Annotated in this window: 24 protein-coding genes and 1 pseudogene; 8 read left to right on the forward strand and 17 right to left on the reverse strand. The window is 35.8% G+C overall.

All coding sequences use genetic code 11. From position 1 onward, the window contains the following. Positions 1–67 precede the first annotated feature (67 nt). Positions 68–1912 carry a M1 family metallopeptidase gene (locus tag ACJ5H0_RS13330; RefSeq protein WP_411249891.1) on the forward strand — a complete coding sequence of 615 codons (1845 nt, stop codon included), beginning with the start codon at positions 68–70 and terminating at the stop codon, positions 1910–1912. Between the two features lie 40 nt (positions 1913–1952). Here ACJ5H0_RS13330 and ACJ5H0_RS13335 read toward each other — a convergent pair whose 3' ends face one another. Beyond that, positions 1953–2126: a bacteriocin-like protein gene (locus tag ACJ5H0_RS13335; RefSeq protein WP_172282075.1), complete on the reverse strand. Its 174-nt coding sequence runs from the start codon at positions 2124–2126 to the stop codon at positions 1953–1955. A 224-nt stretch (positions 2127–2350) separates the two neighbouring features. On the opposite strand from ACJ5H0_RS13335, the gene ACJ5H0_RS13340 reads away from it, so the two are divergent. From ACJ5H0_RS13340 to ACJ5H0_RS13350, 3 genes are read left to right on the forward strand one after another with little or no spacing between them, the layout of a single operon-like run. Next, the gene (locus tag ACJ5H0_RS13340) at positions 2351–3112 is read left to right on the forward strand and encodes a type III pantothenate kinase (RefSeq protein WP_172282076.1); all 762 of its coding nucleotides are present in this window, start codon (positions 2351–2353) and stop codon (positions 3110–3112) included. After that, complete coding sequence (locus tag ACJ5H0_RS13345) at positions 3109–3639, forward strand: GNAT family N-acetyltransferase (RefSeq protein ID WP_411249892.1); 531 nt, start codon at positions 3109–3111, stop codon at positions 3637–3639. The genes ACJ5H0_RS13340 and ACJ5H0_RS13345 overlap by 4 nt, the downstream gene beginning before the upstream one ends. Before the next feature lie 46 nt (positions 3640–3685). Beyond that, the gene (locus ACJ5H0_RS13350; protein WP_411249893.1) at positions 3686–4642 is read left to right on the forward strand and encodes a hypothetical protein; all 957 of its coding nucleotides are present in this window, start codon (positions 3686–3688) and stop codon (positions 4640–4642) included. 2 nt (positions 4643–4644) lie between these two features. Here the strand turns inward: ACJ5H0_RS13350 and ACJ5H0_RS13355 are convergent, their stop codons facing one another. From ACJ5H0_RS13355 to ACJ5H0_RS13415, 13 genes and pseudogenes are all read right to left on the reverse strand, one after another. Beyond that, on the reverse strand, positions 4645–5076 hold the full coding sequence (locus ACJ5H0_RS13355) for a nucleoside deaminase (protein WP_411249894.1): 432 nt from the start codon (positions 5074–5076) through the stop codon (positions 4645–4647). Positions 5077–5082: 6 nt separating this feature from the next. Then, positions 5083–5685 carry an energy transducer TonB gene (locus tag ACJ5H0_RS13360; RefSeq protein WP_411249895.1) on the reverse strand — a complete coding sequence of 201 codons (603 nt, stop codon included), beginning with the start codon at positions 5683–5685 and terminating at the stop codon, positions 5083–5085. A 1-nt stretch (position 5686) separates the two neighbouring features. Next, the gene (locus ACJ5H0_RS13365; RefSeq protein WP_411249896.1) at positions 5687–6316 is read right to left on the reverse strand and encodes an energy transducer TonB; all 630 of its coding nucleotides are present in this window, start codon (positions 6314–6316) and stop codon (positions 5687–5689) included. A 56-nt stretch (positions 6317–6372) separates the two neighbouring features. Continuing rightward, positions 6373–7293 carry a helix-turn-helix transcriptional regulator gene (locus ACJ5H0_RS13370; protein WP_172282084.1) on the reverse strand — a complete coding sequence of 307 codons (921 nt, stop codon included), beginning with the start codon at positions 7291–7293 and terminating at the stop codon, positions 6373–6375. A gap of 272 nt (positions 7294–7565) precedes the next feature. Next, positions 7566–7739 (reverse strand): hypothetical protein, encoded by a 174-nt coding sequence (locus ACJ5H0_RS13375; protein WP_411249897.1) that lies wholly within the window; start codon positions 7737–7739, stop codon positions 7566–7568. A 189-nt stretch (positions 7740–7928) separates the two neighbouring features. Then, entirely contained in the window at positions 7929–8054 is a 126-nt protein-coding gene (locus ACJ5H0_RS13380; protein ID WP_411249898.1) for a hypothetical protein, read from the reverse strand. A gap of 435 nt (positions 8055–8489) precedes the next feature. After that, positions 8490–9173, reverse strand: a complete 684-nt coding sequence (locus tag ACJ5H0_RS13385; protein WP_411249899.1) for a hypothetical protein — start codon at positions 9171–9173, stop codon at positions 8490–8492. 67 nt (positions 9174–9240) lie between these two features. Further along, positions 9241–9813, reverse strand: a complete 573-nt coding sequence (locus tag ACJ5H0_RS13390; protein WP_172282092.1) for a DUF2589 domain-containing protein — start codon at positions 9811–9813, stop codon at positions 9241–9243. A gap of 307 nt (positions 9814–10120) precedes the next feature. After that, on the reverse strand, positions 10121–11158 hold the full coding sequence (locus ACJ5H0_RS13395) for a patatin-like phospholipase family protein (protein WP_273650390.1): 1038 nt from the start codon (positions 11156–11158) through the stop codon (positions 10121–10123). A gap of 190 nt (positions 11159–11348) precedes the next feature. Beyond that, positions 11349–11850: pseudogene (locus ACJ5H0_RS13400) on the reverse strand (M15 family metallopeptidase). Between the two features lie 191 nt (positions 11851–12041). Next, a complete protein-coding gene (locus tag ACJ5H0_RS13405; protein WP_172282097.1) occupies positions 12042–12656 on the reverse strand; it encodes a YdeI/OmpD-associated family protein in 615 nt (204 codons plus the stop codon). Positions 12657–12663: 7 nt separating this feature from the next. Further along, a complete protein-coding gene (locus tag ACJ5H0_RS13410) occupies positions 12664–13791 on the reverse strand; it encodes a serine hydrolase domain-containing protein (protein WP_411249900.1) in 1128 nt (375 codons plus the stop codon). Positions 13792–13875: 84 nt separating this feature from the next. Next, positions 13876–15417 (reverse strand): glycine--tRNA ligase, encoded by a 1542-nt coding sequence (locus tag ACJ5H0_RS13415; RefSeq protein ID WP_411249901.1) that lies wholly within the window; start codon positions 15415–15417, stop codon positions 13876–13878. Positions 15418–15632: 215 nt separating this feature from the next. On the opposite strand from ACJ5H0_RS13415, the gene ACJ5H0_RS13420 reads away from it, so the two are divergent. From ACJ5H0_RS13420 to ACJ5H0_RS13430, 3 genes are all read left to right on the forward strand, one after another. Next, positions 15633–16688: an alpha/beta hydrolase gene (locus ACJ5H0_RS13420; protein WP_411249902.1), complete on the forward strand. Its 1056-nt coding sequence runs from the start codon at positions 15633–15635 to the stop codon at positions 16686–16688. Between the two features lie 76 nt (positions 16689–16764). Beyond that, positions 16765–17460: a pseudouridine synthase gene (locus ACJ5H0_RS13425; RefSeq protein ID WP_411249903.1), complete on the forward strand. Its 696-nt coding sequence runs from the start codon at positions 16765–16767 to the stop codon at positions 17458–17460. Between the two features lie 101 nt (positions 17461–17561). Further along, positions 17562–18584, forward strand: a complete 1023-nt coding sequence (locus tag ACJ5H0_RS13430; RefSeq protein WP_345990994.1) for a quinone-dependent dihydroorotate dehydrogenase — start codon at positions 17562–17564, stop codon at positions 18582–18584. Positions 18585–18627: 43 nt separating this feature from the next. On the opposite strand, the gene ACJ5H0_RS13435 is transcribed toward ACJ5H0_RS13430, so the two are convergent. From ACJ5H0_RS13435 to ACJ5H0_RS13445, 3 genes are read right to left on the reverse strand one after another with little or no spacing between them, the layout of a single operon-like run. After that, positions 18628–19212 (reverse strand): hypothetical protein, encoded by a 585-nt coding sequence (locus tag ACJ5H0_RS13435; RefSeq protein WP_411249904.1) that lies wholly within the window; start codon positions 19210–19212, stop codon positions 18628–18630. Positions 19213–19246: 34 nt separating this feature from the next. Next, positions 19247–19513: a hypothetical protein gene (locus tag ACJ5H0_RS13440; RefSeq protein WP_411249905.1), complete on the reverse strand. Its 267-nt coding sequence runs from the start codon at positions 19511–19513 to the stop codon at positions 19247–19249. Between the two features lie 29 nt (positions 19514–19542). Beyond that, the gene (locus ACJ5H0_RS13445; protein ID WP_411249906.1) at positions 19543–20787 is read right to left on the reverse strand and encodes a DUF445 domain-containing protein; all 1245 of its coding nucleotides are present in this window, start codon (positions 20785–20787) and stop codon (positions 19543–19545) included. A 105-nt stretch (positions 20788–20892) separates the two neighbouring features. Here ACJ5H0_RS13445 and msrB point away from each other — a divergent pair, with 105 nt between their 5' ends. Then, positions 20893–21336: a peptide-methionine (R)-S-oxide reductase MsrB gene (msrB, locus tag ACJ5H0_RS13450; protein WP_411249907.1), complete on the forward strand. Its 444-nt coding sequence runs from the start codon at positions 20893–20895 to the stop codon at positions 21334–21336. Positions 21337–21421 lie beyond the last annotated feature (85 nt).

Genomic DNA, 21421 nt, shown 5'->3' on the forward strand with positions numbered 1-21421 from the left:
CCAAATAACTCCACTTTTTTGAAGGTTTTGGATAAAATACCTACCTTTAAAAAAAAATAATTTTTAAATGAAAAAGTCGATTGCAATCATTTTTGCGTTTGTCATTTCACAATTTCATGCCCAGCAGAATCCTTATTATCAGCAGGCTGCGAAGTACAAGATGGATATTGATGTTAATGCAGAAAAATTTACTTACCAGGGAAATCAAACATTAGAATACACAAATAACTCGCCGGACGAGCTGAATGTAGTGTATTTCCACTTATACTGGAATGCTTTTAAACCCAATTCAATGATGGATCAAAGAGTAGCTAGTCAAGGTAAAAATGGTGATTCAAGATTGCAGAGAGGAGGAATTTCAAGACTGGCCTCGATTCCTAAGGATCAGGAAGGGGCGCAAAATATACACTGGATCAAGCAAAATGGCAAAGATCTTAAGTTTGAAATTCAGGAAACCATTATGAAGGTTTATCTGAATGAGCCTATTAAACCCAATTCCAAAACATCATTTACGATGGAGTGGGACGCTGTGATACCTCAACAGATCAGAAGAAGCGGAAGAAACAATGAAGAGGGAATTGATATGACCATGACCCAATGGTACCCGAAAATTTCTGAATATGACTATGACGGATGGGCAACTTTCGACTATATAGGGAGAGAATTTCATGCCCCGTTCTCTGATTTTGACGTTACTATTAAAATTGATAAAGATTATGTAGTAGGAGCCGGAGGCATTCTTCAAAACCCAGGTGAAGTGAAGGGTTATGATGCGAATGCGAAGATCAAGACAGAGAAAAATAAAAAGGCAACCTGGAGGTGGACAGCTAAAAATATCCTGGACTTTGCCTGGAGTGCGGACAGAGACTATGTAGTTAATAGCTTTGATGTTCCTAATGGACCTAAAGTATATCTGGTTTATCAAAAAAATGATAAAACCAAAGTCTGGGAACAGGCGCAACCTTATGTTACCAAATATTTTGAGATCATGAATTCTCATTTTGGAAAGTATGCTTATCCTACCTATGCCTTTATCCAGGGTGGAGATGGTGGAATGGAGTATGGGATGTGTACCATGATCTTAGGCGAATCAAAAGATATTGAAGACCTGATGGGGCTTATGACACATGAAGGTTCCCATTCATGGTATCAACAAATGCTGGCTACCAACGAATCTATGAAACCATGGATGGATGAAGGATTTACCAGTTATGCTGAGGGATACGTAATGTATCAGTTGTTTCCACCTAAAGATAAGCTGCCTAATCCTTTTGTTGATAGGTTGACAGCTTACCGGAATTTTGTGAAAAAAGGAATTGAAGAACCAGCAGTATGGTTAGGAGATCACCATGACAATGGTACTTCCTATACTTATGCTTCCTATGTAAAAGGAGAATTATATCTTGTTGAGTTAGGGTATATTGTTGGAGAGGAAAATCTTGCCAAAATTTTGAAGGAATATTTTGACAACTGGAGTTTAAAGCATCCTTCAGACCGGGACTTTCTTCATATTGCACAGAAAGTATCCGGGATGGATTTAAAGTGGTTCCATCATTACTGGATCAATACAACCAAAACCATTGATTATGGGATTAAAGATGTAAAATATGATGCGAAATCCACAACGATCATATTGGTGAATAACGGACAGGTTCCAATGCCTGTTGATTTTAGTGTAATGACAAAAGATAAGAAAATTGTTACTTATCAGATTCCGACAAATCTTACTCGTACATGGAAACAGAAAGATGCATACGGAGATTTTAAGACCATGAATTACTGGCCATGGACACAAAAGGAATATACATTAACAATACCTTATTCTCAATCTCAGTTGCAGGTTTTGGGGATCGATTTCAGTCAGAGATTAGCTGACGTAAATATGGCAGATAACTTTGTTGAAGTAAAATAAAATAAAAAAGGAGTATGAAAATACTCCTTTTTTATTTGTCTTAATCAGGTGAGCATGCAGCGGGTATAATGCAGTTGGGAGTAGCACATGGGTTAGCAGGACATCTCGTTCCCGGACATATTGCCGGAACACTGCTTCCGGGAACTGGACAGTTTACATTTCCCCCGTGGATTGTTTTAAGTGCATGCCTTGAAATTCTTTTGAAGTTTTTCATAGTATTGGTTTTAAATGAGTTGATATTTCAAATGTACCTTAAAACCTACATGCCCGATAGAATGAATTGATAAGTGTCTTATTTATTTTTATAAGTGTAGCGGCAGACTTAATAAATGAAATGATTTGCAAACAGTGATTTTAAATTAATAGGTAGTTTCATAGAACTTTTCACCATAAAGCCTTATTTTTACACTCATTTTCAAACCCATTTAGTTAAAATAAATGAACTCTATTGTTATAAATATTGGAAACAGCAATATAAGATTTGGTCTTTTTGATGATGACAACTGTGATATTTCATGGGTGATTAATACAAAGCCTTACAGAACCGCTGATGAATTGTATGTCCAGATGCTGATGTTGTATCAGACCTATAAGATTGAACCGGGCGCAATACAAAATGTGATTATTGGTTCAGTAGTTCCTCAGCTTACTAAAGTAATGAGCTCTGCCATTAAAAAAATACACGGAATTTCCCCTGTTATTGTTGATAGAAATACTCCTTCCGGGGTTCAGGCAAAATCCAAACAAATGGGAACAGATATCTATGCCAATTTGGTAGCAGCACATAATATGTACCCTGGCCGTAAGAAGATTATTATAGATTTCGGGACCGCACTTACAGCAAGTTGTGTTACTGAGACCGGTGAAACGCTGGGTGTGATTATTGCGCCGGGAATTGTTACCTCGCTAAACTCTCTCATCAGCCAGACTGCCCAATTACCGGAAATAGAACTTAAAAAACCAAAATCTGTTTTAGGGCTTGATACTGTAACCTGTATGCAGAGCGGAATGGTTTATGGTTTCCTGGGAATGGTGGAAGGATTTATAGATCGTATTAATGAAGAGGTGAATGATGATTGTTTCGTCATTGCGACCGGTGGTGTTTCTCATGTGTATAAGCCTTTAACCAATAAAATACATATTACGGACAGACTTCATACTTTAAAGGGACTTTATTTTTTAGGTAAAGATCAATCATGAAAAAATTTCCTGTAATAGAAACAAAAAGACTGATTCTTTCACAGCTGGAAGAAGGGGATATTCCTTTAATTGTCGAATATCTTCAGGATAAAGTTTTTTCAGAGCTCACCTCTAATATTCCTTATCCCTACACTGAAAAGGATGCTGAATTCTGGTTGAAAATTTCAAACGAAGCTTTTGAAAATAAAGCAGGATTCACTTTTGCGATCCGAAATAAAGAACATAGGATTATTGGAGCTATAGGGCTTCATGACAGAGGAGATGATAAAGCTGAATTGGGCTATTGGCTGGCTGTCCCGTTCTGGAATAAAGGATACGTAACAGAAGCGGCTTCTGCAGTGGTTGAGTTTGGATTTAAAGAGCTTGGATTTAACAAGATATTTGCTACTCATTTTTTCCACAATCCGTCATCCGGAAGGATTATGCAAAAAATAGGAATGGAGCAGGAGGCCATACTAAAACAGCATCTTAAAAAAGACGGGAAGTACTTTGACATTCCCATGTATTCCATTTTTAGGAACAAATAGTTTTTCAGTATCTTAGGTGTAGGTTTTAACTTCACCAACTTATACCATGAAAAAGCTGATTATCTTATTTCTGCTCACCAATGCTATTTTTTCTACTGCACAGACCAAAGTTTCCGGATCTTATCACGTAGATTCTGGAAATCCTGATGACGGAGGCTATAATTGGATACTATTGGAAAACCACCGCTTTGTGATGGCTACATTTGGGCAGGTTATTCTTGGAACATGGAGTATGGATAATGATAATCTCATTTCTTTTATCCCTTCTACACCTAAATATCCTTTTGATGTGTACGGCAGATATGATGCCGGCCAAAAAGGAACTAAAGTTATGTTTGATAACTTTGAGAGGGATACCAAAACTTATATGGGAAATTCCGAACAGGGTATTCAGCCTGTATTAAATGATAACGCTAACTGTTTCTCTTATCCAATGGTAAAAGAGTTTGGTAGTAATTTTAAAGATATTATCCTTTCTGTGGCTTTGTTTGATCAGGCTAAAGACTTGCACTATGTAGCAGAAAATAAAAGGTATAATAATTTTATTGTTATGTATTATTCATCTGCTATAAGGCAAAAACCGGTTACGGCAAAATTTAAAGAAGGAAGATTATATTTTAGAAGTGATGATCGCCCTTCTTCTCTCAGAAAAGATCTTCAGCCGGCAGAACTGAAAGAAATGGAGACGTTTATTAATGGAGGGGTGTCCGGCTTTTCAAAAGAATCTATCATCAGCAATCTGGCTTATAATATTGAGGCATATGGGCCTGGAGAAAGATCAATGCAGGAGAACTTTGATGAGGAGTCTTATCTTAATTACAACTATAACTACGATGCTTCCAAAGAGGTCTATACGGCAAAACACCCCCAGGGAGCGTCAGAAGATGATGAATACCATAATCTTGATACAATGTATAAGTATCATAGAATGGAACTTAAACCACAACAAAAATCATATAAGAAAATTGAAAAGAGTATTTTTAATATTACCTGTAAGGATTAATCTTATCTCTTTGATCTGAAAAACTCTTTAACGATTGCCGAACATTCGTGTTCCATAATTCCTGTAACCACTTCAGTTTTAGGGTGGAGGTTGAGGTGTTTATTGATAAAGCCTCTTTGCTCGTCTCTTGCGCCAATAACTACCTTGGATATTTGTGACCAGGCCAGTGCCCCTGAACACATGACACAAGGCTCTAAAGTAACATACAGTGTGCAATTGATCAGGTATTTTCCTCCTAAAAAATTTGCTGCAGAAGTAATCGCCTGCATTTCTGCATGAGCCGTTACATCATTAAGGGTTTCGGTTAAATTATGTGCCCGTGCAATAACACGGTTATTGGAAACGACTACACAGCCGATCGGAACCTCATCTTTTTCGAAAGCCAGCTCTGCTTCCTGGAAAGCCATCTTCATAAAGTATTCGTCAGTAAACATATATAATTAAAATTGAATTGTTAGGGGAAGACGCATCCTGTATCTTACAGTGTAACCATCAATCCTTGCTGGTTCCCATGTGCCATCAGACAAATATACCGCAAGTTCAGCTTGTTTATTAAAATCCTCGTTATCACCGACTCCTTTTACTTCAACAATGGACCCATCTTTGTCAATAATAAAATTTACTATACAACTGATTTTTCCATCCGCATTAATAGTGCCAGCATAAAAATTATCTAAAATTTCCTGTTTAAACTGATTGATTCCTTTAGAATATTCAGCCACAATCTCTCCCTTTTCGTCTAACTTTTTAACAGAAGGGATATCAGATTTATGAGTAGATTCATAAAGTTTCATCCTCGTAAGCTCCTCTAAATACTCATTATTTCTTTTAAGTTCTAAGACTGAAATAGCAGCATTCTTTTTTACTATAAATTCATTCAACTGTTTCTTAGATAGTTTTTGGATAATAGAACTTTCGGATGCATTTTCTATTTTTTCAAATTCAGAAGCGTATTTATTTTTAATTATTCGAAGTCCTTCTGTCTGCTGAGAATAATAAAAAGAGAATAATAAAATTAGATAAAAAGTACAGTACTTCTTCACGTTATTCAATAGTCATAGTTAGTGGAAGTTTAAAACGATATCTAACGGGATCACCGTTGATGATTGCTGGAGAAAATTTTTCTGAAAGAGAATACAATGCAATCTGAGCCTGGCGATTAAAAGTGAAATTATCTCCCTGTGCTTCTACATTGCTGATGCTCCCATCCTTCTCCACGATAAAAGCAACATTGGCTTTTACTGTTTTCTCTTCTGAGAAGACTCCATCAATATAGAACAAATGGGCGACCTCTTGCCTCAGAGCATTAATACCGCCGGGATAATCTGCTGATTTGTCTGTAATGGGAAAGATTTCCGGGGCCTTTTCGGGGTTTGCCATTCTGTTTTCCAACCTGATTCTGCTGAGGTCTTCAGTATTTTTTACTCTTAATAGAGCTCCGATTAACGCAACATTTTCTATACTATCCATTTTTTTCATGAAAAAAATAAAATCCTGCTTAATGGCTGCTTTTTGAAAATTACCGGTTTCAGCATCAAACTTTTTTCTGAACTCAGTGTTCAGCATACTGCGATGCTGATTATAATAGTTTTTTACCTGCTTAAACTCTTCCCGTTGCTGAGAGAAGAATGTTGCAGAGCAAAAACAGCATAATAACAGTAATAAAGATTTCAAATTGTGGATATTTATGTAAAAATAGTCAAAAAAACTTAATTCAAAATGGGTCCTTATTAGTCTTCCAGATAGCTGTTTAATGATTCTTTCAGATGATTGCGGATTTCATCAACTAAAGATTTAGGTTCAAGGACTTTTACCTCTTTTCCGTAAGAAAGGATTTCCTGCATAAAATCATAAGTAGGATGCAAAAAGAACTCAAAGTATATATCTTCAGGAGTTTCTTTAATCTCATTTTGAGATTGGTGAAGCGGAAAACTTTTGATATATTCTCCCTGATGACGTGAGCATTTCAATGTAATTTTCTGAGGTTTTTGTTCTGTTAAATTCATAACCCCGAATGCATTTTTAAAATATTCGCGGAAGTTATAACGATATTTTTCCCGGAATTTGGTCTTACTTACATCCAGATAATTGATCCGGTCCAGTCCAAACGATTTAAGTGCTTTATCATTGGTATCTATAGCAATGAGATACCATCTGCCTTTAGATTCTTTTAATGCTAAAGGGTGTACTTTTCTTGATGTCATAACTTTATTTTTATAATTGTAATGTTCAAAAGAAACGACACGTTTATTACGAATGGCAAAGAAAAGATCATAGAAATGCTCTACACCCGTTGGTTTTCGGGATTCAAAAAAGATGTACCCTGAAAAATCCGGATGAACATTTAAAGCATTACTTACCTGAAAGGATTCCAGGAGTTTCTGGTTATACTCATCCACTTCCATCGTTGGACGGCTTTCTATATAATAACGGTTATCACCTTTCTTCTTATTATGGATAGAAAGGTTAAAAAGATCAGATATCTCACGGATATCCCTCTGAAGAGTACGGATGGAGTAACTCTTAATATCAGCGTCCTGAAATTCAAAAGAATTTAAAAGATAGTCTTCCAGCTGAGAATAGGTCGCAGGAGCACTTTCTAATTTTTTAATAATCAGAGCATATCTTGTTAAGTAAAAATCTTTTTTCATTCGGGTTAATTTTATTTAAAGCTTTCCAGTCAGTTATTTCAAATGGAACGCAAGCGTTTCACGGTTAAGTTTTTATAATACAAATATATGCTCTTAATGCGACAAAAAATGTCGTATTTTTGTTTTTTTTAATTGAGTTTCTGGAATCATTTCTTTCTGAACGCTAAAAAGGTAAAAAGTTCCGGCTATCCAATAATGATGATTGGTGTTTAAAAGGTATTATGGAGCTGTGAGATTATCAGATAGCAACGGAACTTCATAACTAACAAGGTTTATAAATAAATATCGTCTTCGAGGATCTCATTATCAAAATCTTCTTTGAAAAAGAGCTCAATATCATTGAGATAGTTTTCATAATCTATCTCCACATTTTCGATGTCACTCCACTCTATAGTGTAGAGATCGGTATCAAAAATTATATCTGGATTGTGATTTGGTGTTTCCATGTCGTGTGTTTTAAAGATTGAACATATTTTAGGCTGTTCAGCATTAATTAATGTTGAATTCAATGGCTTTTGAAAGTTTTTAAAGATTGTTTTTTTGTGCCTTGGTCTATGATTCAAAAGTAGAAAGAGGGGACGACAAAACTTGACGTATTAAAAAAATAACTCAAAAAAATTGAGCTATTTTTTAGATTAGGAGAAATCTTCAAGATCTATTTCATCGGCAATCAGCATACTAATGTCCATTTCTGAAAGCATTGATTTAAGTTTGATTCCTCCGGGTTTTAGGTCCGCATCGGAAAGGATATACCACCACACTTTTTGAACAAAATCATTGAAGTCTATTTCCTTGGTATACTGCAGTCCTTTTTTTTTGTGCTGTTATGGTAAGTATCTGTTTTGTGATGTCCCTGCACTCATTCATTTTCCCTTCGTGAGGTGCTAAAACCTGAATTACACAGTTTTGTACATCATACAGAAGGTTGGCTGCAATTTTTATCTGGTTTTTCTTTGTGTTAAAACCTCTTTCATCACTGTATTTAGCTGCCAGAATTTTACTTCTGAATCCTGCAATTTCAGAAACCTCACTGATATTATTATGGGAAAAAATCTCTTCTACAGACTTTAGCCATGATAATGTTTTTTCAATAAAGAAAGGTTCCTTTTTTTTCTAATGCAGTAACGATCACAGGAAACTCCTGAAGATTATCCTTTAACTGGGAAACCAGAATGAATTGTGATTTCTTTACCATATTATTCAGGAATTAAGGTTTCTATAATATTTCCGTTAATGTCTTCATATCTGGACCATTCCATTCCTGCTTCACTTACACTCATTTTAGCATAGATCAGGCATTTGGCATCCAGTTCCATCAGTCTACTTGCTTCCACAATAATTTCGTAATCGTCGATCTTTTCTATGATTTTCCTTGCTTCCCGAACAACTCTGTTCAGGATACTCTGCTGGAAAAACTGAGGATCTGTTTGCCTCCAGCTGAAATTGGGCAACGACTGACAGAATTCCAGTGTATATTTGGGAATTGTATCAAAATATTGTATTTGTGAATCGGTAATGATAGAAGTATTATCGTCTTGTATTTTTTTGATAGCATCATTATAATAAACTTCAAGATCCACCAGAAAAGCCCTCAGGCTTTGATCGCTTTTAATATCGGAAGGATTATAATTGGTCTTAGCTATTTTAATAATCTCGTCGTAAGCAAAATCTCTAAAGGCCATGATGGGTGAATTGCCTGCCGTAGCGAAAGGTATTGTAAGATCTACAGTTCCGACTTTCATTCTTGGAATGGAAAAATGTTTCAGTAGGTCGTCTTGTGCGTATTCTTTTGCAATCTGTACTGTTTGGAGGTCTGCCATTTTTCTGGCAGAAGCAATTTCAGAAACAATTCCTCCCAAATATTCATTCAATTTTGGCATGATAAGTTTTTTATATTTAAAAGTTTAAAAGAGATGGCTGCCCGGGCAGCCATCTGAATAAATGAGATTAAGCAGTTGGTGCAGCAGCATTAGCTACAATAGCATCTTCCAGCATGTCCATAATCTTTGCAAGACCGGCAGGTAGTTCATCATTTACAGCTTTTACATGTACTCCCAACGTATATGTTTTTTCTGTGGTAGAAGTACTTGAAGTGGTCTTCTTATAAGCAGCTGAAGCGTTGAATTTTACTTTCCAGATTTTTGCACTTATGGATGCACTTCCGGAAAACTCACTTGAAGCAGACTGTGTTTCTACTGAATTTAATTTTGCGTTAAAATCAATGGTCATTTCATCGATTCTCAAAGCCGGAATCGTAAGCATGGAAAGAAAAGGCACCTGTAAGGTAACTTCAGACTGTGTCACCGTATCATTTGCACCAGGTACGGATTTCTTGTATTTGAAATCTACATATCTTAGCTCTTTTGCTTTAGGGTGTCCTTCCGGATAGAATCCGACTTCTTTGATGAAATCCACTTGTGAAATAGAGGCATCATGTTGAGCTTTAATGGCTGCTTGCATCGGTCCTCCGATATAAACACTGAAATCCAAACTGTTTAATTCTTGTACTAAATTTGCCATAATTTAAAATTGTTAAGGTTATTAATTGGTTAATAATATATAGTAGTGCTAGCAGACTAATATTCTATAGGTAATACATATCCTGGCTCAGTTTTCATAAACTGAAACTAAAAACGGATTAAAATTAATAGGGATATTTTAGGGTTGAAGCAGGTTGTTTGCTTTGGTTTCCCTGGTTATTTTGTTATTTCAAAGATAATTAGTTGTGGCGTCAAAACTCGTCGTGTTATAAAATATTTCTGTTGAGAATAAATATTTGTCTATATAAGCTTTAAAGCTTATTATTACATTATATAAGCTTAAAAGCTTATATTTTATTTTTAATGAGCTTCTGTACAATTTGATTTAATGTTTCTCTGTTATCATCAATATAGCTCAATCCTGCCTGGATCAGATTTTCAATATTCGAACGTCTTACGTTATCCATAGCCGGAGATGCATTCTTTAATGAAGGATTGATACGATAATAATTTTTTTGATTTCTTAACCCTAATGTCTGAAACATCTGACATAACTGATAATCTACGGTTTCTGCATTCGCAGACATCAGAATGTCAATTATAGGAGTTACCCAGCCGATTTTTCCTGCTTTTTCCAGTTTTTTGAAAGAATAACTTCGGGATTCAATCCCGGTCCCTATTGATACGATGATCATATCATTAACAGTGGGGTGGTTTGCTTTCTGATGATTTTTCAATACTTCGGCAAAAGGAATTTTTCTTGCTTCGGCATACGCACAAAGTGCAGGATTGTTGGCGAACATCCCTCCGTCAATAAGGCTGAAAAGCTGTCCGTACATCGATTTTATCTGGACCGGACTAAAATAGGTGGGTGCCGCCGAAGTTGCCCTGCAAACATCTTTTACATAAAAATTATCAGTACTTAGGCTGGCTTCCCATGAATTAAAAAGTTTAGCTCTTCTGTTTTCTATATCATAGCTCGTAATTAAACATGGTTTTATCAATTCCTTTAACTCAAGATGTCCAAAAAAATCATTCAGATTTTTCTCAAGTGCTTCCTGAGAAATCTTCTCATTAATCAATCCAAAAGGGTTTACAAGTTTCTCCCAAAAAGAAACCTGGAATATATTACCCCCCTTTTCGGCATACAGCTCTAACCCTTTTTGAATAGAGTATTTGGCTTTTCGATGTTCATCGGGACATAAAATAATTGAAGCGATTAGTCCTCCCGTGCTGCTTCCTGCTACCAAATCAAAATAATCACCAAGTTTTGCATTGGGCTTATCATAATATTGGAGCTGCTCTTCTATATAGCGTAAAATAATACAGGTGATAATGCCTCTTATTCCGCCGCCGTCTAAAGAAAGAATGGTTGTCTTTTTCATTTGTTGATATTAATTGTTAATAGAACACTTACAATCTTTAATATTCAAAACCATGGGTCATTCTTCGGGATAAAACAATTTTTTTTTATCATGCAGACTTTGTTTGCTTTTGTTGTTTTCTTGTAAAGTAAAGATAGGCGGAGAAAGCGACAGAACTTGTCGTATTATAATTATTTTTAAATAAAAAAGATTAAAAAATAATATATCCGGCTTTATCCCTTGCCATTTTAGAAAGGGTCTTCCAGGTGGTTTTTACAAGCCCTTTTTGGGTTGGAAAATTCTTTTTTTCGAAGTGAGGAAGGTCTTTAAACGTTTTCCAGTTTCCTCCCCAATCCCAGCCGTGCTTCGCGAAAATTTTGACACATTCATACCAGTCTGCTACTCCGTCATTATCCCAGTCTTTTGCAGTGTCCCAGCTTGCTGTTTTCCCATCTATCATCAAACAAATATCCACCGCCAAACCATAATTGTGGATGCTTTGTCCGGCTTTGGCATTGGTCACTTTTTTTTCCGGAGGTAATTCGTCCTATTGCATAGAGTTTTTCCTGTTCTTCAAAGGACCGTAAACCTTGCGTAATTCTTACTTTTGCTCTTCCGGTGAGGGCTTCGTCACATTCTTTAATGATTTGCTTTACTTCCGCTCTTACCAGAGGGTGAAGTTTTTCTATTTTTTCTAAGGTCACTTTATCCATAATTACAAAATTTAGTCTTTTTAGAAAACAAAAGTAGATATGGATAGCGCCAAAACTTGACGTATATTAGAATGAATTCAACGGGTGTGGAATTAAGTTTTGCAATACAGGGAGTTTATAGCCTGTTTCCATCTCTGCCAGTGACTGAGAGATGACATTTTAGATGCGTAAATAAGATAAAAGATAATGATTTAGGATTTTTTCTCATATTTCCAATTTCTTCCTTTACCTTCTTCTATCCATTCAAGAGCTTGTTCTATCCTTTTATTTCTTGTAGCTTCAGTTTTTGCTTCGGTAATCCAATTGATATACTCTTTTCTAAAAGATGGAGATTTTGATTCAAATACTTTTAAAGCATTTTTATTTTGCTGTAAAGCTTTATTGAAATAATCGGGAATTTCAGTTTCTGTTTTTATTGGAGGTGTTTTTTTCATGGTTACTCCCATATCTGTTAGTTCCATAGCCTCAAGAATGGCTTTTTTCAAGAGAGCTTTTGAAGGGAGTTCTTCTATTTTAGTAATCTTACCTAAGCTAAACATCGAAGTTTTCTCAGCTGTCGTTTCCAATTCTGCAATGGTTTTCATTTCCCCGTGAAGCCAAAATCCAAGGCTGCAATATTGTTTGAATGAAGTAATGGAACAAAGTATTTTGCCTTTGTACATAAAAGTAGGAAATTTCCATTTGATCGCCTCTTCTGCATCAGGGCAAAACTCATGAACCGTTTCCCGAAGGTAGCGTAAGATGGGTTTTGCAAAATCGGGGGATTTTTCGATATATTCATCAACCTGTGCGCTATATTTTTTCATGATCCTTTTAATTAAATAATTTTACTGTTTCATTCACAAGAAATCTTACCTGGTCTGGTCTTCCTCTGTCATTTTTAGGGGAATTCTCATAGCTTCCTGTTCTTACAATAACCATGTTGTGATCTGGTACCATAATGATATACTGACCTTGAAGTCCAAGAAAATAATAGTGTTTAATAGGATTGTCATGATTAATCCAGAGCCCCATCCCATAGATGTATTCGGATTTTTTTGTAGGGGTTCTCATCAGCTCAATAAAATCAGAATTAAGAACCTGGATACCATCTACCTTGCCATCATCCAGGAATAGCTGTCCGAGCTTTGCGAAATCCCTGGAATTGGAATGAATACAGCAATATGTCTTTTCCATTCGGCTATTATCTACACTCCATTCGGCATTTTGCTCCATGCCTAAAGGAGTCCAGAATTTTTCAGATAAGTAGCTTGCGAGTGTTTGGTTTATTGATTTCTTTATGGCAAATCCCAATAGCTGAGTAGAACCACTTTGATACTCAAACCGCATCCCGGGTTCTGCTTTAAATCTTTTTGAAAAAGTAGCTTTTAAGAGACTCCTTCCGTAATAGGCTTTTGCATTAGGGCGAAAAGGATTTTTATAATCTTCGTCCCAATCCAGGCCAGATTCCATTTGGGCCAGGTTTTTAAGAGTTAGCTGATTACCTAATTCTTTGTTTTTAAAATCTTCGAAAAAGTTGGAGAATTTTTCGTCAATACTTTTTATTTTACCTTCTTCAAGAGCCTTTCCCAGGAGCATTACAGTCACTGCTTTTGCCATAGAAAAAGAATTCGTTTTAGAAAGCTGGTTATAGCCATTCCAGTACTGCTCATGAAGCAATTTTCCATTTTTAATCACTAAAAAAGAGGCTGTATTGGATTGGATGAGGTTTTCAACGATTGTTTTAGGTAAAGTACTTTTGTTATAAGCAGGATCTTCTTCCCAAAGCTTTGGAGACTCTGTGGAAATAATATTGCTGGGAAACAGTTTTCCGTCGTCAATGTTAGCACTTGATTTACCTTTCAGATAAGTTTTGGCAATTCCACTGAATAAATAATCATATCCGAAAAGGTAAGCAAAAGCTACACCTGCAGCAGCTCCGCCGATAATATATTTTAGCATTTGTTTAAGATCTGTCTTAAACAAATTTAAAATAAATTAGGGGATAGCAATAAAAAAAAGCCCTGAAAAATCAGGGCTCTGTATTTATATTTTAGAAAGTAAATTTCTGAAGTTGGTTTTTTCATCAATGATCCTTCTCAGGTCTGCTACAGGAACTCTTTCCTGTTTCATTGTATCCCTGTCTCTGATGGTTACCGTATGATCCGTAAGAGAATCGTGATCTATTGTTATACAATAAGGAGTACCAATAGCGTCCTGTCTTCTGTATCGTTTTCCGATCGCATCTTTCTCTTCGTAGAATAGATTGAAATCGTATTTCAGATCATTGAATATATTTTCTGCATATTCAGCCAATCCATCTTTCTTCATTAATGGCAAGATAGCAGCTTTGATAGGCGCCAACGCAGGAGGTAAAGATAATACCGTTCTTTCCGAACCGTCTTCCAGTACTTCGTCTCTCAGGCAGTGAGAGAAGATTGAAAGGAACAATCTGTCTAAACCAACTGAAGTTTCCACAACATAAGGAACATAGTTTTCATTTCTTTCAGGATCGAAGAACTGAAGCTTTCTTCCTGAATACTCTTCGTGGGCTTTGAGGTCGAAATCGGTTCTTGAGTGAATACCTTCCAGTTCTTTGAAACCAAAAGGGAAATTAAATTCGATATCTGCTGCAGCGTTCGCGTAATGCGCTAATTTTTCATGATCATGGAATCTGTAATTTTCATCACCTAAACCTAGGGCACGGTGCCAATTCAGACGTTTTTGCTTCCATTGTTCATAGAATTCGAGTTCAGTTCCGGGTGCCACAAAAAATTGCATCTCCATTTGTTCGAATTCACGCATTCTGAAAATAAACTGTCTTGCCACAATTTCATTTCTGAAGGCTTTTCCGATCTGGGCAATACCAAAAGGAAGTTTATGACGTGATGTTTTTTGTACGTTTAAGAAGTTAACGAAAATACCCTGAGCTGTTTCTGGTCTAAGATAAAGATCCATTGCAGAATCTGCAGAAGCTCCAAGTTTTGTTCCGAACATCAGGTTGAATTGTCTTACTTCCGTCCAGTTTTTGGAACCTGTATCAGGATCTGCAATTTCAAGCTCTTCAATTAAAGCTTTTACATCAGCAAGATCTTCATTTTCAAGGGACTTTGCCAACCTGGAAAGAATCGCCTCTCTTTTTGCCTTGTACTCCAGAATTTTTGGATTTGTAGCAACAAATTGATCTTTATCAAAAGCATCACCGAATCTTTTCGCTGCCTTTTCTATTTCTTTGTTCTCTTTATCTTCAATTTTAGCACAATAATCTTCAACCAAAACGTCTGCTCTGAAACGTTTCTTAGAATCCTTGTTGTCAATCAACGGATCATTAAATGCATCCACGTGGCCCGAAGCTTTCCAAGTAGTAGGGTGCATCAGGATAGCTGAATCAATACCTACAATATTTTCGTTAAGCTGTACCATCGCTTTCCACCAATATTGTTTGATATTATTTTTCAATTCAGCTCCGTTCTGCCCATAATCATAAACAGCGGATAAACCGTCATAGATCTCACTGGAAGGGAAAATAAAACCATATTCTTTAGCGTGAGAAATCACTTTCTTGAAAACATCTTCTTGCTTTGCCATAATTTTTTTTTACGTCTGATTTGCAAAAATATGAATTTGGATTCCAAAATCATGAAATTCAACAAAAAAAGCGGGTAAAAAAGAAATTTTCTTTCTCTTTTGATTTTTAGCGAACTAAAAATCTATCTTTTTGGAAAGAAATAATGAATATGATTGTTTTTATTGTCTTATCTTGAGACAATTTGTCGAAATTTGTTTTGATTAAAGATTTTACAATGAGAAAAATCAGTTTTATATTTTTGGCTTTTATTTTGTCTGTTCATCTGTTTTCTGCCCAGAAAATACCTGAAGGAAAAGTGGTAACAACTTTCATTACTGCAAAAACACTTCATAACAAAGCCGGTGAAAACCCTAAGCGGAGAATTTCAGTTTATCTTCCTCCGGATTATGAAAAATCTTTAAAAAGGTATCCTGTTATATATTATTTACACGGTTTTTTTTGGAATGACAGTCTGTTGGTAGGCAGTGATAGAATCAATCATATTATCGACCGCGCAATCGAAGCAAAAAAGATAAAACCTGTAATTATTGTTATGCCTGATGAAAGTACAGTTTTTAAGGGAAGCTTCTATGCCAATTCGAAATCGTCCGGAAACTGGTCCGATTTCACTTCTCTTGAACTGGTGGAGTTTATTGATAAAAATTATAGAACGATTTCCAGTAAAGACAGTCGCGGAATTTCAGGACATTCTATGGGCGGAAACGGAGCGCTTCGAAATGCATTTCTTCATCCGGATGTTTTTTCATCTGTATACGCTTTATCTCCGGGAATTCTTGATGCCAGGTATTTTGCTTTGACAGAAATTGAATCTTATAAAAACGTACAGAATATTAAAGAAGTCAAGGATCTTTCAAAACCTGAAAACTCAAGAACCAATATTATTTTTGCCATTGCCAGAGCTTATAACGGAAACGTGAATAAGCCTCCTTTTTTTGCTGATCTCCCATTTTCTTTTCAGGGAGATGATCTGAAAATAGACGCTCCTGTCCTGGACGAACTTAAGATGAATTCTACTTCAGAGCTGGTTTTCACGCAATATGAAAACATCAAAAAACTGAAGGCGATAAAATTTGATTGGGGCCGAAATGATGAGCTGAAGCATATTCCACCAAGCTGTCTGAGTTTAAGCAAAAATCTTGAAATATTAAAAATAAAGCATGAAGCCGAAGAATATATCGGAACACATGGAAGTGAGGTTAGTAAAGAAAATGGACGAATTGAAAATCAAATGTTACCCTTTTTCAATACGCATTTGAAATTTGAGGAATAATGTATACTATAAAATTTTCCATAGTATTTCCGTAGTAGTTAAGAGTAAATAGATAAGAATCCTCTATTTTTGCTCCATGTTAGAAATTCTTTATCGCGACGAACATCTTATTGCCATCAACAAACCGAGCGGTTTACTGGTGCATAAGTCCTTTTACTCCGGGGAAGCGGATACTTATGCTATTCAGGAACTGAGAAAGCAGATTGGTCAAAAAGTTTATCCGGTGCATCGTCTCGATAGAAAAACTTCAGGAGTTTTGCTGTTTACTTTAGATAAAGAAACTTTGCGAACAATGAGTGACCGGTTTGCATCACGGGAGGTGGAAAAGAAATACATCGCAATTCTTCGTGGTTGGGCAAAGGAAGAAGAAACCATTGATTATGATTTAGTTAATGAGGATGAGGTAAAGCAAAAAGCGGTTACGTATTATCATCGTTTACAGACTTCAGAAATAGAATTGCCTTTTTTAAAACATCAGACGTCAAGATATTGTTTAGTTGAAGCCATTCCAGAAACGGGGCGGTTTCATCAGCTGAGAAAACATTTTAAGCATATTCTGCATCCTATTTTAGGCTGTCGTAAGCATGGATGCAATAAACAAAACAAGTTGTGGCTTCAGACATTTGGCATCAACAAAATGACGCTTCATGCCCATCAATTGGTTTTTAATCACCCAGTTTCTAATGAAAGAATTACGGTAAATGCAACAATAGACGATGAGTTTAAAAGAGTAGGAGGCATTCTTAATTTCGATTTGAGCCCGTATTCTTAACCTCTCATATTTTGCCGTTTCAATTTCATTTTTGATAAAATATCAAAAGTTAATACGACCATTAATTTTAATTTGAGTATTTTTGTCAAACTTTTTTTTCAATGTACAAAAGTATCATCAGACCCATTCTGTTCAAATTTGATCCCGAGGAAGTTCATCATTTAACATTTTCAATGCTTAAGAATTTTGGATTTCTCACCAAACTATTTTTTCCTAAACCAATCGAAGATAAACGTCTTGAAAGAGAAGTTTTTGGCTTGAAATTTAAAAATCCGGTAGGCTTGGCAGCCGGTTTTGATAAGAATGCAGTGCTTTTTGAAGAACTCGCTGATCTTGGTTTTGGTTTTGTGGAAATCGGAACACTTACACCCAAAGGCCAACCGGGAAATGACAAGAAAAGACTTTTTCGCTTAAAAGAAGATTCAGCCATTATCAATAGGATGGGCTTCAACAATGAAGGAGTAGATGCTGCTGTTGAAAGGCTTAAGAAAAATAAAAATGTACTGATCGGTGGAAACATCGGCAAAAATAAAGTAACTCCTAATGAAGAAGCGGTAAATGATTACAAAATTTGTTTTGAGAAACTTTTTCCGTATGTAGACTATTTTGTTGTTAATGTAAGCTCGCCTAATACACCCAACCTCCGCGAACTTCAGGATAAAGAACCTTTAACTCAGCTTTTGGGAACTTTGCAACAAATGAATAACGGAAAAGCCAATCCAAAACCTATCCTTCTAAAAATAGCACCTGACCTATCCGATGATCAGTTGTTGGACATTATCGATATTGTAAAAGATACTAAAATAGCGGGAGTTATAGCAACCAATACTACACTTTCCCGCGAGAATCTTAGTTCCGAGAATAAATCTGAAACCGGAGGATTATCAGGAAAACCACTAACTAAAAGATCTACAGAAGTGATCCGTTTTCTTTCTGAAAAGAGCGGTAGAGCATTTCCGATTATCGGAGTGGGAGGAATCCATTCTGCAAAAGATGCAATTGAAAAGCTTGATGCAGGAGCAAGCCTTATCCAGCTTTATACAGGATTTATTTATGAGGGTCCGGAATTGATCAATGAGATCAACAAAGAACTTTTAAAAAGGGCTTCAAGATTACCTAGATAAGGAAGCATATTCCAAATCTGATCAGTAATGGCAGGCCTTGCATCTATTTTGATTTTGTAACTGAAGCATTGTTACGATCTACAACCAAGGTATAAGCAGGGCTTGTTGTTGTCTTTTTAATAGCGAACTTTAAAACTTTAGAATCTTTAGTTTTGGTTACTACAGTATCGTAAATATTATTGATACAACTTTCTGTAAGAAAATCTTCGTGTTTTTTATAGTTCCAGTCGCTGGTAAAGTATAATACCCTATAGCCCTTTTCTCCTTCACTGGCACCACACATTCCGCAGGCATTGAAATTGGACGTGTGCTCAAAATATAAGAGAATCCTGTTTCCCGATTGATCTGAAACGTATGATACCAGTTCATTACCTCCGTAAGAATCTATAAAATCATAGGTGTTTATTTTTTTATTATTGGGCAGGATCAGATAATTATTAAATCTGTAGATCATGTTGTTTTTGGTAAACAAACTTGCAGATTGTGCTTTATTTCCTAAAATGAATTTACCTTGGACTTCTTTATTGGACCCATCATTTTTAAAAATGAAGCTTTCTTTGGGATTCAGCGTCTTAGCAATACTGTCAGTTTTTTCAATCCATTGAGGTGATGTAATCTTTTCTCCCAATATTTTTGAACTCTGTTTTTGTTTATTTCCAAAATTATAGAGGTAGAGGTTTCCATAATCGTAGATGCCGGTGAGCTGAATTTTTTTTCTGATATTTATCGTAGAAATACCAGCCGTCTACAAAGTGCTGATATTGGCTGCAATCCACGATACCCCTATAATGCAATTGCATGGTAACAGGAATTCCTGCAACTTCCCCTTTGAAGATCTGGGAAGAATCAGTAACTACTTTGAGTTCTATTTTTTGAGCGAGGGAGTAGAAGCCTATGGAACACAGGAGTAATAAAAATAGTTTTTTCATGCGAGTTTTATGGTTAGTTTTTAGTTGTATTAAATAAAGAAATGAGCAATTGTATAAATGATCAATCCAACCAATCCACCGACTAATGTACCATTTACACGGATAAACTGTAGGTCTTTACCCACCTCAAGCTCCATTTTCTCACTTAGTTCTTTGCCTTTCCAGTTTCCGACAGTGGAGCTGATGAGGTTTCCAAATTGGTGAGTGTTTCTCAGAATATATTTATAGGCAGTAACGCGTAGCCAGTGATCTATTTTATTTTGAAGTTTTTCGTCAGTTTTTAAGTTCTCTGAAAACTCATTTAAATTTTTAGAGATATAATTTTTTAAAGAGGAGTGATCTTCCTGAAGTTCTTTTGTTAAAGTGTTTTTAATGGAAGACCAGATGTCATTCGAATACTGGCTGAGTTTATCGTTTTTAAGGATCTCATTTTTAATGTTCTTAAACTCACCTTCCCATTTAGGGTCTTCTTTCAGATCCGATGAAAATTCATAGATCTTCTTTGAGATTAATGATCTGATTTCATGTTGAGGATCTTCCTCCACTTCTTTAAAGAAATCGGATAATCCATTGGCAATTTTTTCTGCAATTTTATTGTCAACAAATGACGGGATAAAAGAATAACTTCCTTTTTTTACACGCTCCTCGATCATCTCATCATTTTCTATGATGTATTCTTTGATTTGCTTTGATAGATTGGTTATAATCCGCTGATGGTCATTTTTATCCAGCAAATAGTTAATTCCGTTTCCAATAATCACATTAAGTTTTATCCCATTGGACATTTCGGAGACTTTTTTGGTAATAAAATCACTGACCACTGAATCGTCAAGCTTATTGAGGATATCCAGAACAATATCTGATAGATTTTTAATTAAAATTTCCTGGTTTTTTTCTTTGGTAAGCCATTCGCCTACGAAATTGGATATTTTAAGTTTCTGAATGTAAGGGCGTATGTTCTGTGGTGAAAGAAAATTGGTCACTACAAAACTTCCGAGATTATCTCCTAGTCTTTCTTTGCTGTTTTCAATCAGGTTGGTATGTGGGATAGGAAGCCCCAGTGGATGTCGGAATAAAGCGGTTACGGCAAACCAATCGGCTAGGGCTCCCACCATTGCAGCCTCGGAGAATGCGCGGACGTATCCTATCCAATGTGAAGGATTTGTCTTTTGAAGGACTGTTGTAATGACAAAAATAATTGCCATCAGTACAAATAATCCTGTCGCAAATGCTTTGTATTTTCTTAGTTGTTTTCTTTTGGCTTCATCATTCATATGATCAAATTTAGTAAATTTGGTTATGAAATTTTTAATTTCATTAATACTAATTGTTTTTCTGCAATCATATTCGCAGAATCATAACCCATCAAAATTACATCTATGGAAAACGAAGCAAAAAACAATCCATACTATTCAAGAACAGATACCACAAAACTGGAAGTTCCCAATGAAGAATGGAAGAAAATCCTGGCTCCCGATTTGTACGCCGTATCAAGAGAAGCTGCTACTGAAAGAGCTTTCACGGGAAAATATAATGAGTTCGATGAAACAGGTGAATATTATTGTGCCGTTTGCGGAAACCGTTTATTTCGCTCTACCTCAAAGTTTGCAAGCAGTTGCGGATGGCCCAGCTTTTTTGAAGCAGATAAAGAAGGAGTTTATTATAAAAGAGATACAACTTATGGAATGGAAAGAGTAGAGGTGCTTTGTAAACGTTGTGATTCGCATTTGGGGCATGTTTTTGATGATGGTCCCAAACCAACAGGACTACGTTATTGTATGAATTCTGTAAGTCTGGAATTTGTCCCGGATTCTAAAAACTAGATTTTCGATGAATAGTTCTATCTGATCTTACTATTTTCAATGAATCTACAATAAGTAAGAATTTTCTTAATATAAAGATGCCTAT

Origin of the sequence: Chryseobacterium proteolyticum (genome assembly GCF_046591535.1) — a bacterium.
Taxonomy (GTDB): domain Bacteria; phylum Bacteroidota; class Bacteroidia; order Flavobacteriales; family Weeksellaceae; genus Chryseobacterium; species Chryseobacterium proteolyticum.

Bases quoted from the DNA above. Each gene is read 5' to 3' on its own strand.
- ACJ5H0_RS13330 (WP_411249891.1), top strand. From the start codon at position 68: ATGAAAAAGTCGATTGCAATCATTTTTGCGTTTGTCATTTCACAATTT.
- ACJ5H0_RS13335 (WP_172282075.1), bottom strand. From the start codon at position 2,126: ATGAAAAACTTCAAAAGAATTTCAAGGCATGCACTTAAAACAATCCAC.
- ACJ5H0_RS13340 (WP_172282076.1), top strand. From the start codon at position 2,351: ATGAACTCTATTGTTATAAATATTGGAAACAGCAATATAAGATTTGGT.
- ACJ5H0_RS13345 (WP_411249892.1), top strand. From the start codon at position 3,109: ATGAAAAAATTTCCTGTAATAGAAACAAAAAGACTGATTCTTTCACAG.
- ACJ5H0_RS13350 (WP_411249893.1), top strand. From the start codon at position 3,686: ATGAAAAAGCTGATTATCTTATTTCTGCTCACCAATGCTATTTTTTCT.
- ACJ5H0_RS13355 (WP_411249894.1), bottom strand. From the start codon at position 5,076: ATGTTTACTGACGAATACTTTATGAAGATGGCTTTCCAGGAAGCAGAG.
- ACJ5H0_RS13370 (WP_172282084.1), bottom strand. From the start codon at position 7,293: ATGAAAAAAGATTTTTACTTAACAAGATATGCTCTGATTATTAAAAAA.
- ACJ5H0_RS13375 (WP_411249897.1), bottom strand. From the start codon at position 7,739: ATGGAAACACCAAATCACAATCCAGATATAATTTTTGATACCGATCTC.
- ACJ5H0_RS13385 (WP_411249899.1), bottom strand. From the start codon at position 9,173: ATGCCAAAATTGAATGAATATTTGGGAGGAATTGTTTCTGAAATTGCT.
- ACJ5H0_RS13390 (WP_172282092.1), bottom strand. From the start codon at position 9,813: ATGGCAAATTTAGTACAAGAATTAAACAGTTTGGATTTCAGTGTTTAT.
- ACJ5H0_RS13395 (WP_273650390.1), bottom strand. From the start codon at position 11,158: ATGAAAAAGACAACCATTCTTTCTTTAGACGGCGGCGGAATAAGAGGC.
- ACJ5H0_RS13405 (WP_172282097.1), bottom strand. From the start codon at position 12,656: ATGAAAAAATATAGCGCACAGGTTGATGAATATATCGAAAAATCCCCC.
- ACJ5H0_RS13410 (WP_411249900.1), bottom strand. From the start codon at position 13,791: ATGCTAAAATATATTATCGGCGGAGCTGCTGCAGGTGTAGCTTTTGCT.
- ACJ5H0_RS13415 (WP_411249901.1), bottom strand. From the start codon at position 15,417: ATGGCAAAGCAAGAAGATGTTTTCAAGAAAGTGATTTCTCACGCTAAA.
- ACJ5H0_RS13420 (WP_411249902.1), top strand. From the start codon at position 15,633: ATGAGAAAAATCAGTTTTATATTTTTGGCTTTTATTTTGTCTGTTCAT.
- ACJ5H0_RS13425 (WP_411249903.1), top strand. From the start codon at position 16,765: ATGTTAGAAATTCTTTATCGCGACGAACATCTTATTGCCATCAACAAA.
- ACJ5H0_RS13430 (WP_345990994.1), top strand. From the start codon at position 17,562: ATGTACAAAAGTATCATCAGACCCATTCTGTTCAAATTTGATCCCGAG.
- ACJ5H0_RS13440 (WP_411249905.1), bottom strand. From the start codon at position 19,513: ATGAAAAAACTATTTTTATTACTCCTGTGTTCCATAGGCTTCTACTCC.
- ACJ5H0_RS13445 (WP_411249906.1), bottom strand. From the start codon at position 20,787: ATGAATGATGAAGCCAAAAGAAAACAACTAAGAAAATACAAAGCATTT.
- msrB (WP_411249907.1), top strand. From the start codon at position 20,893: ATGGAAAACGAAGCAAAAAACAATCCATACTATTCAAGAACAGATACC.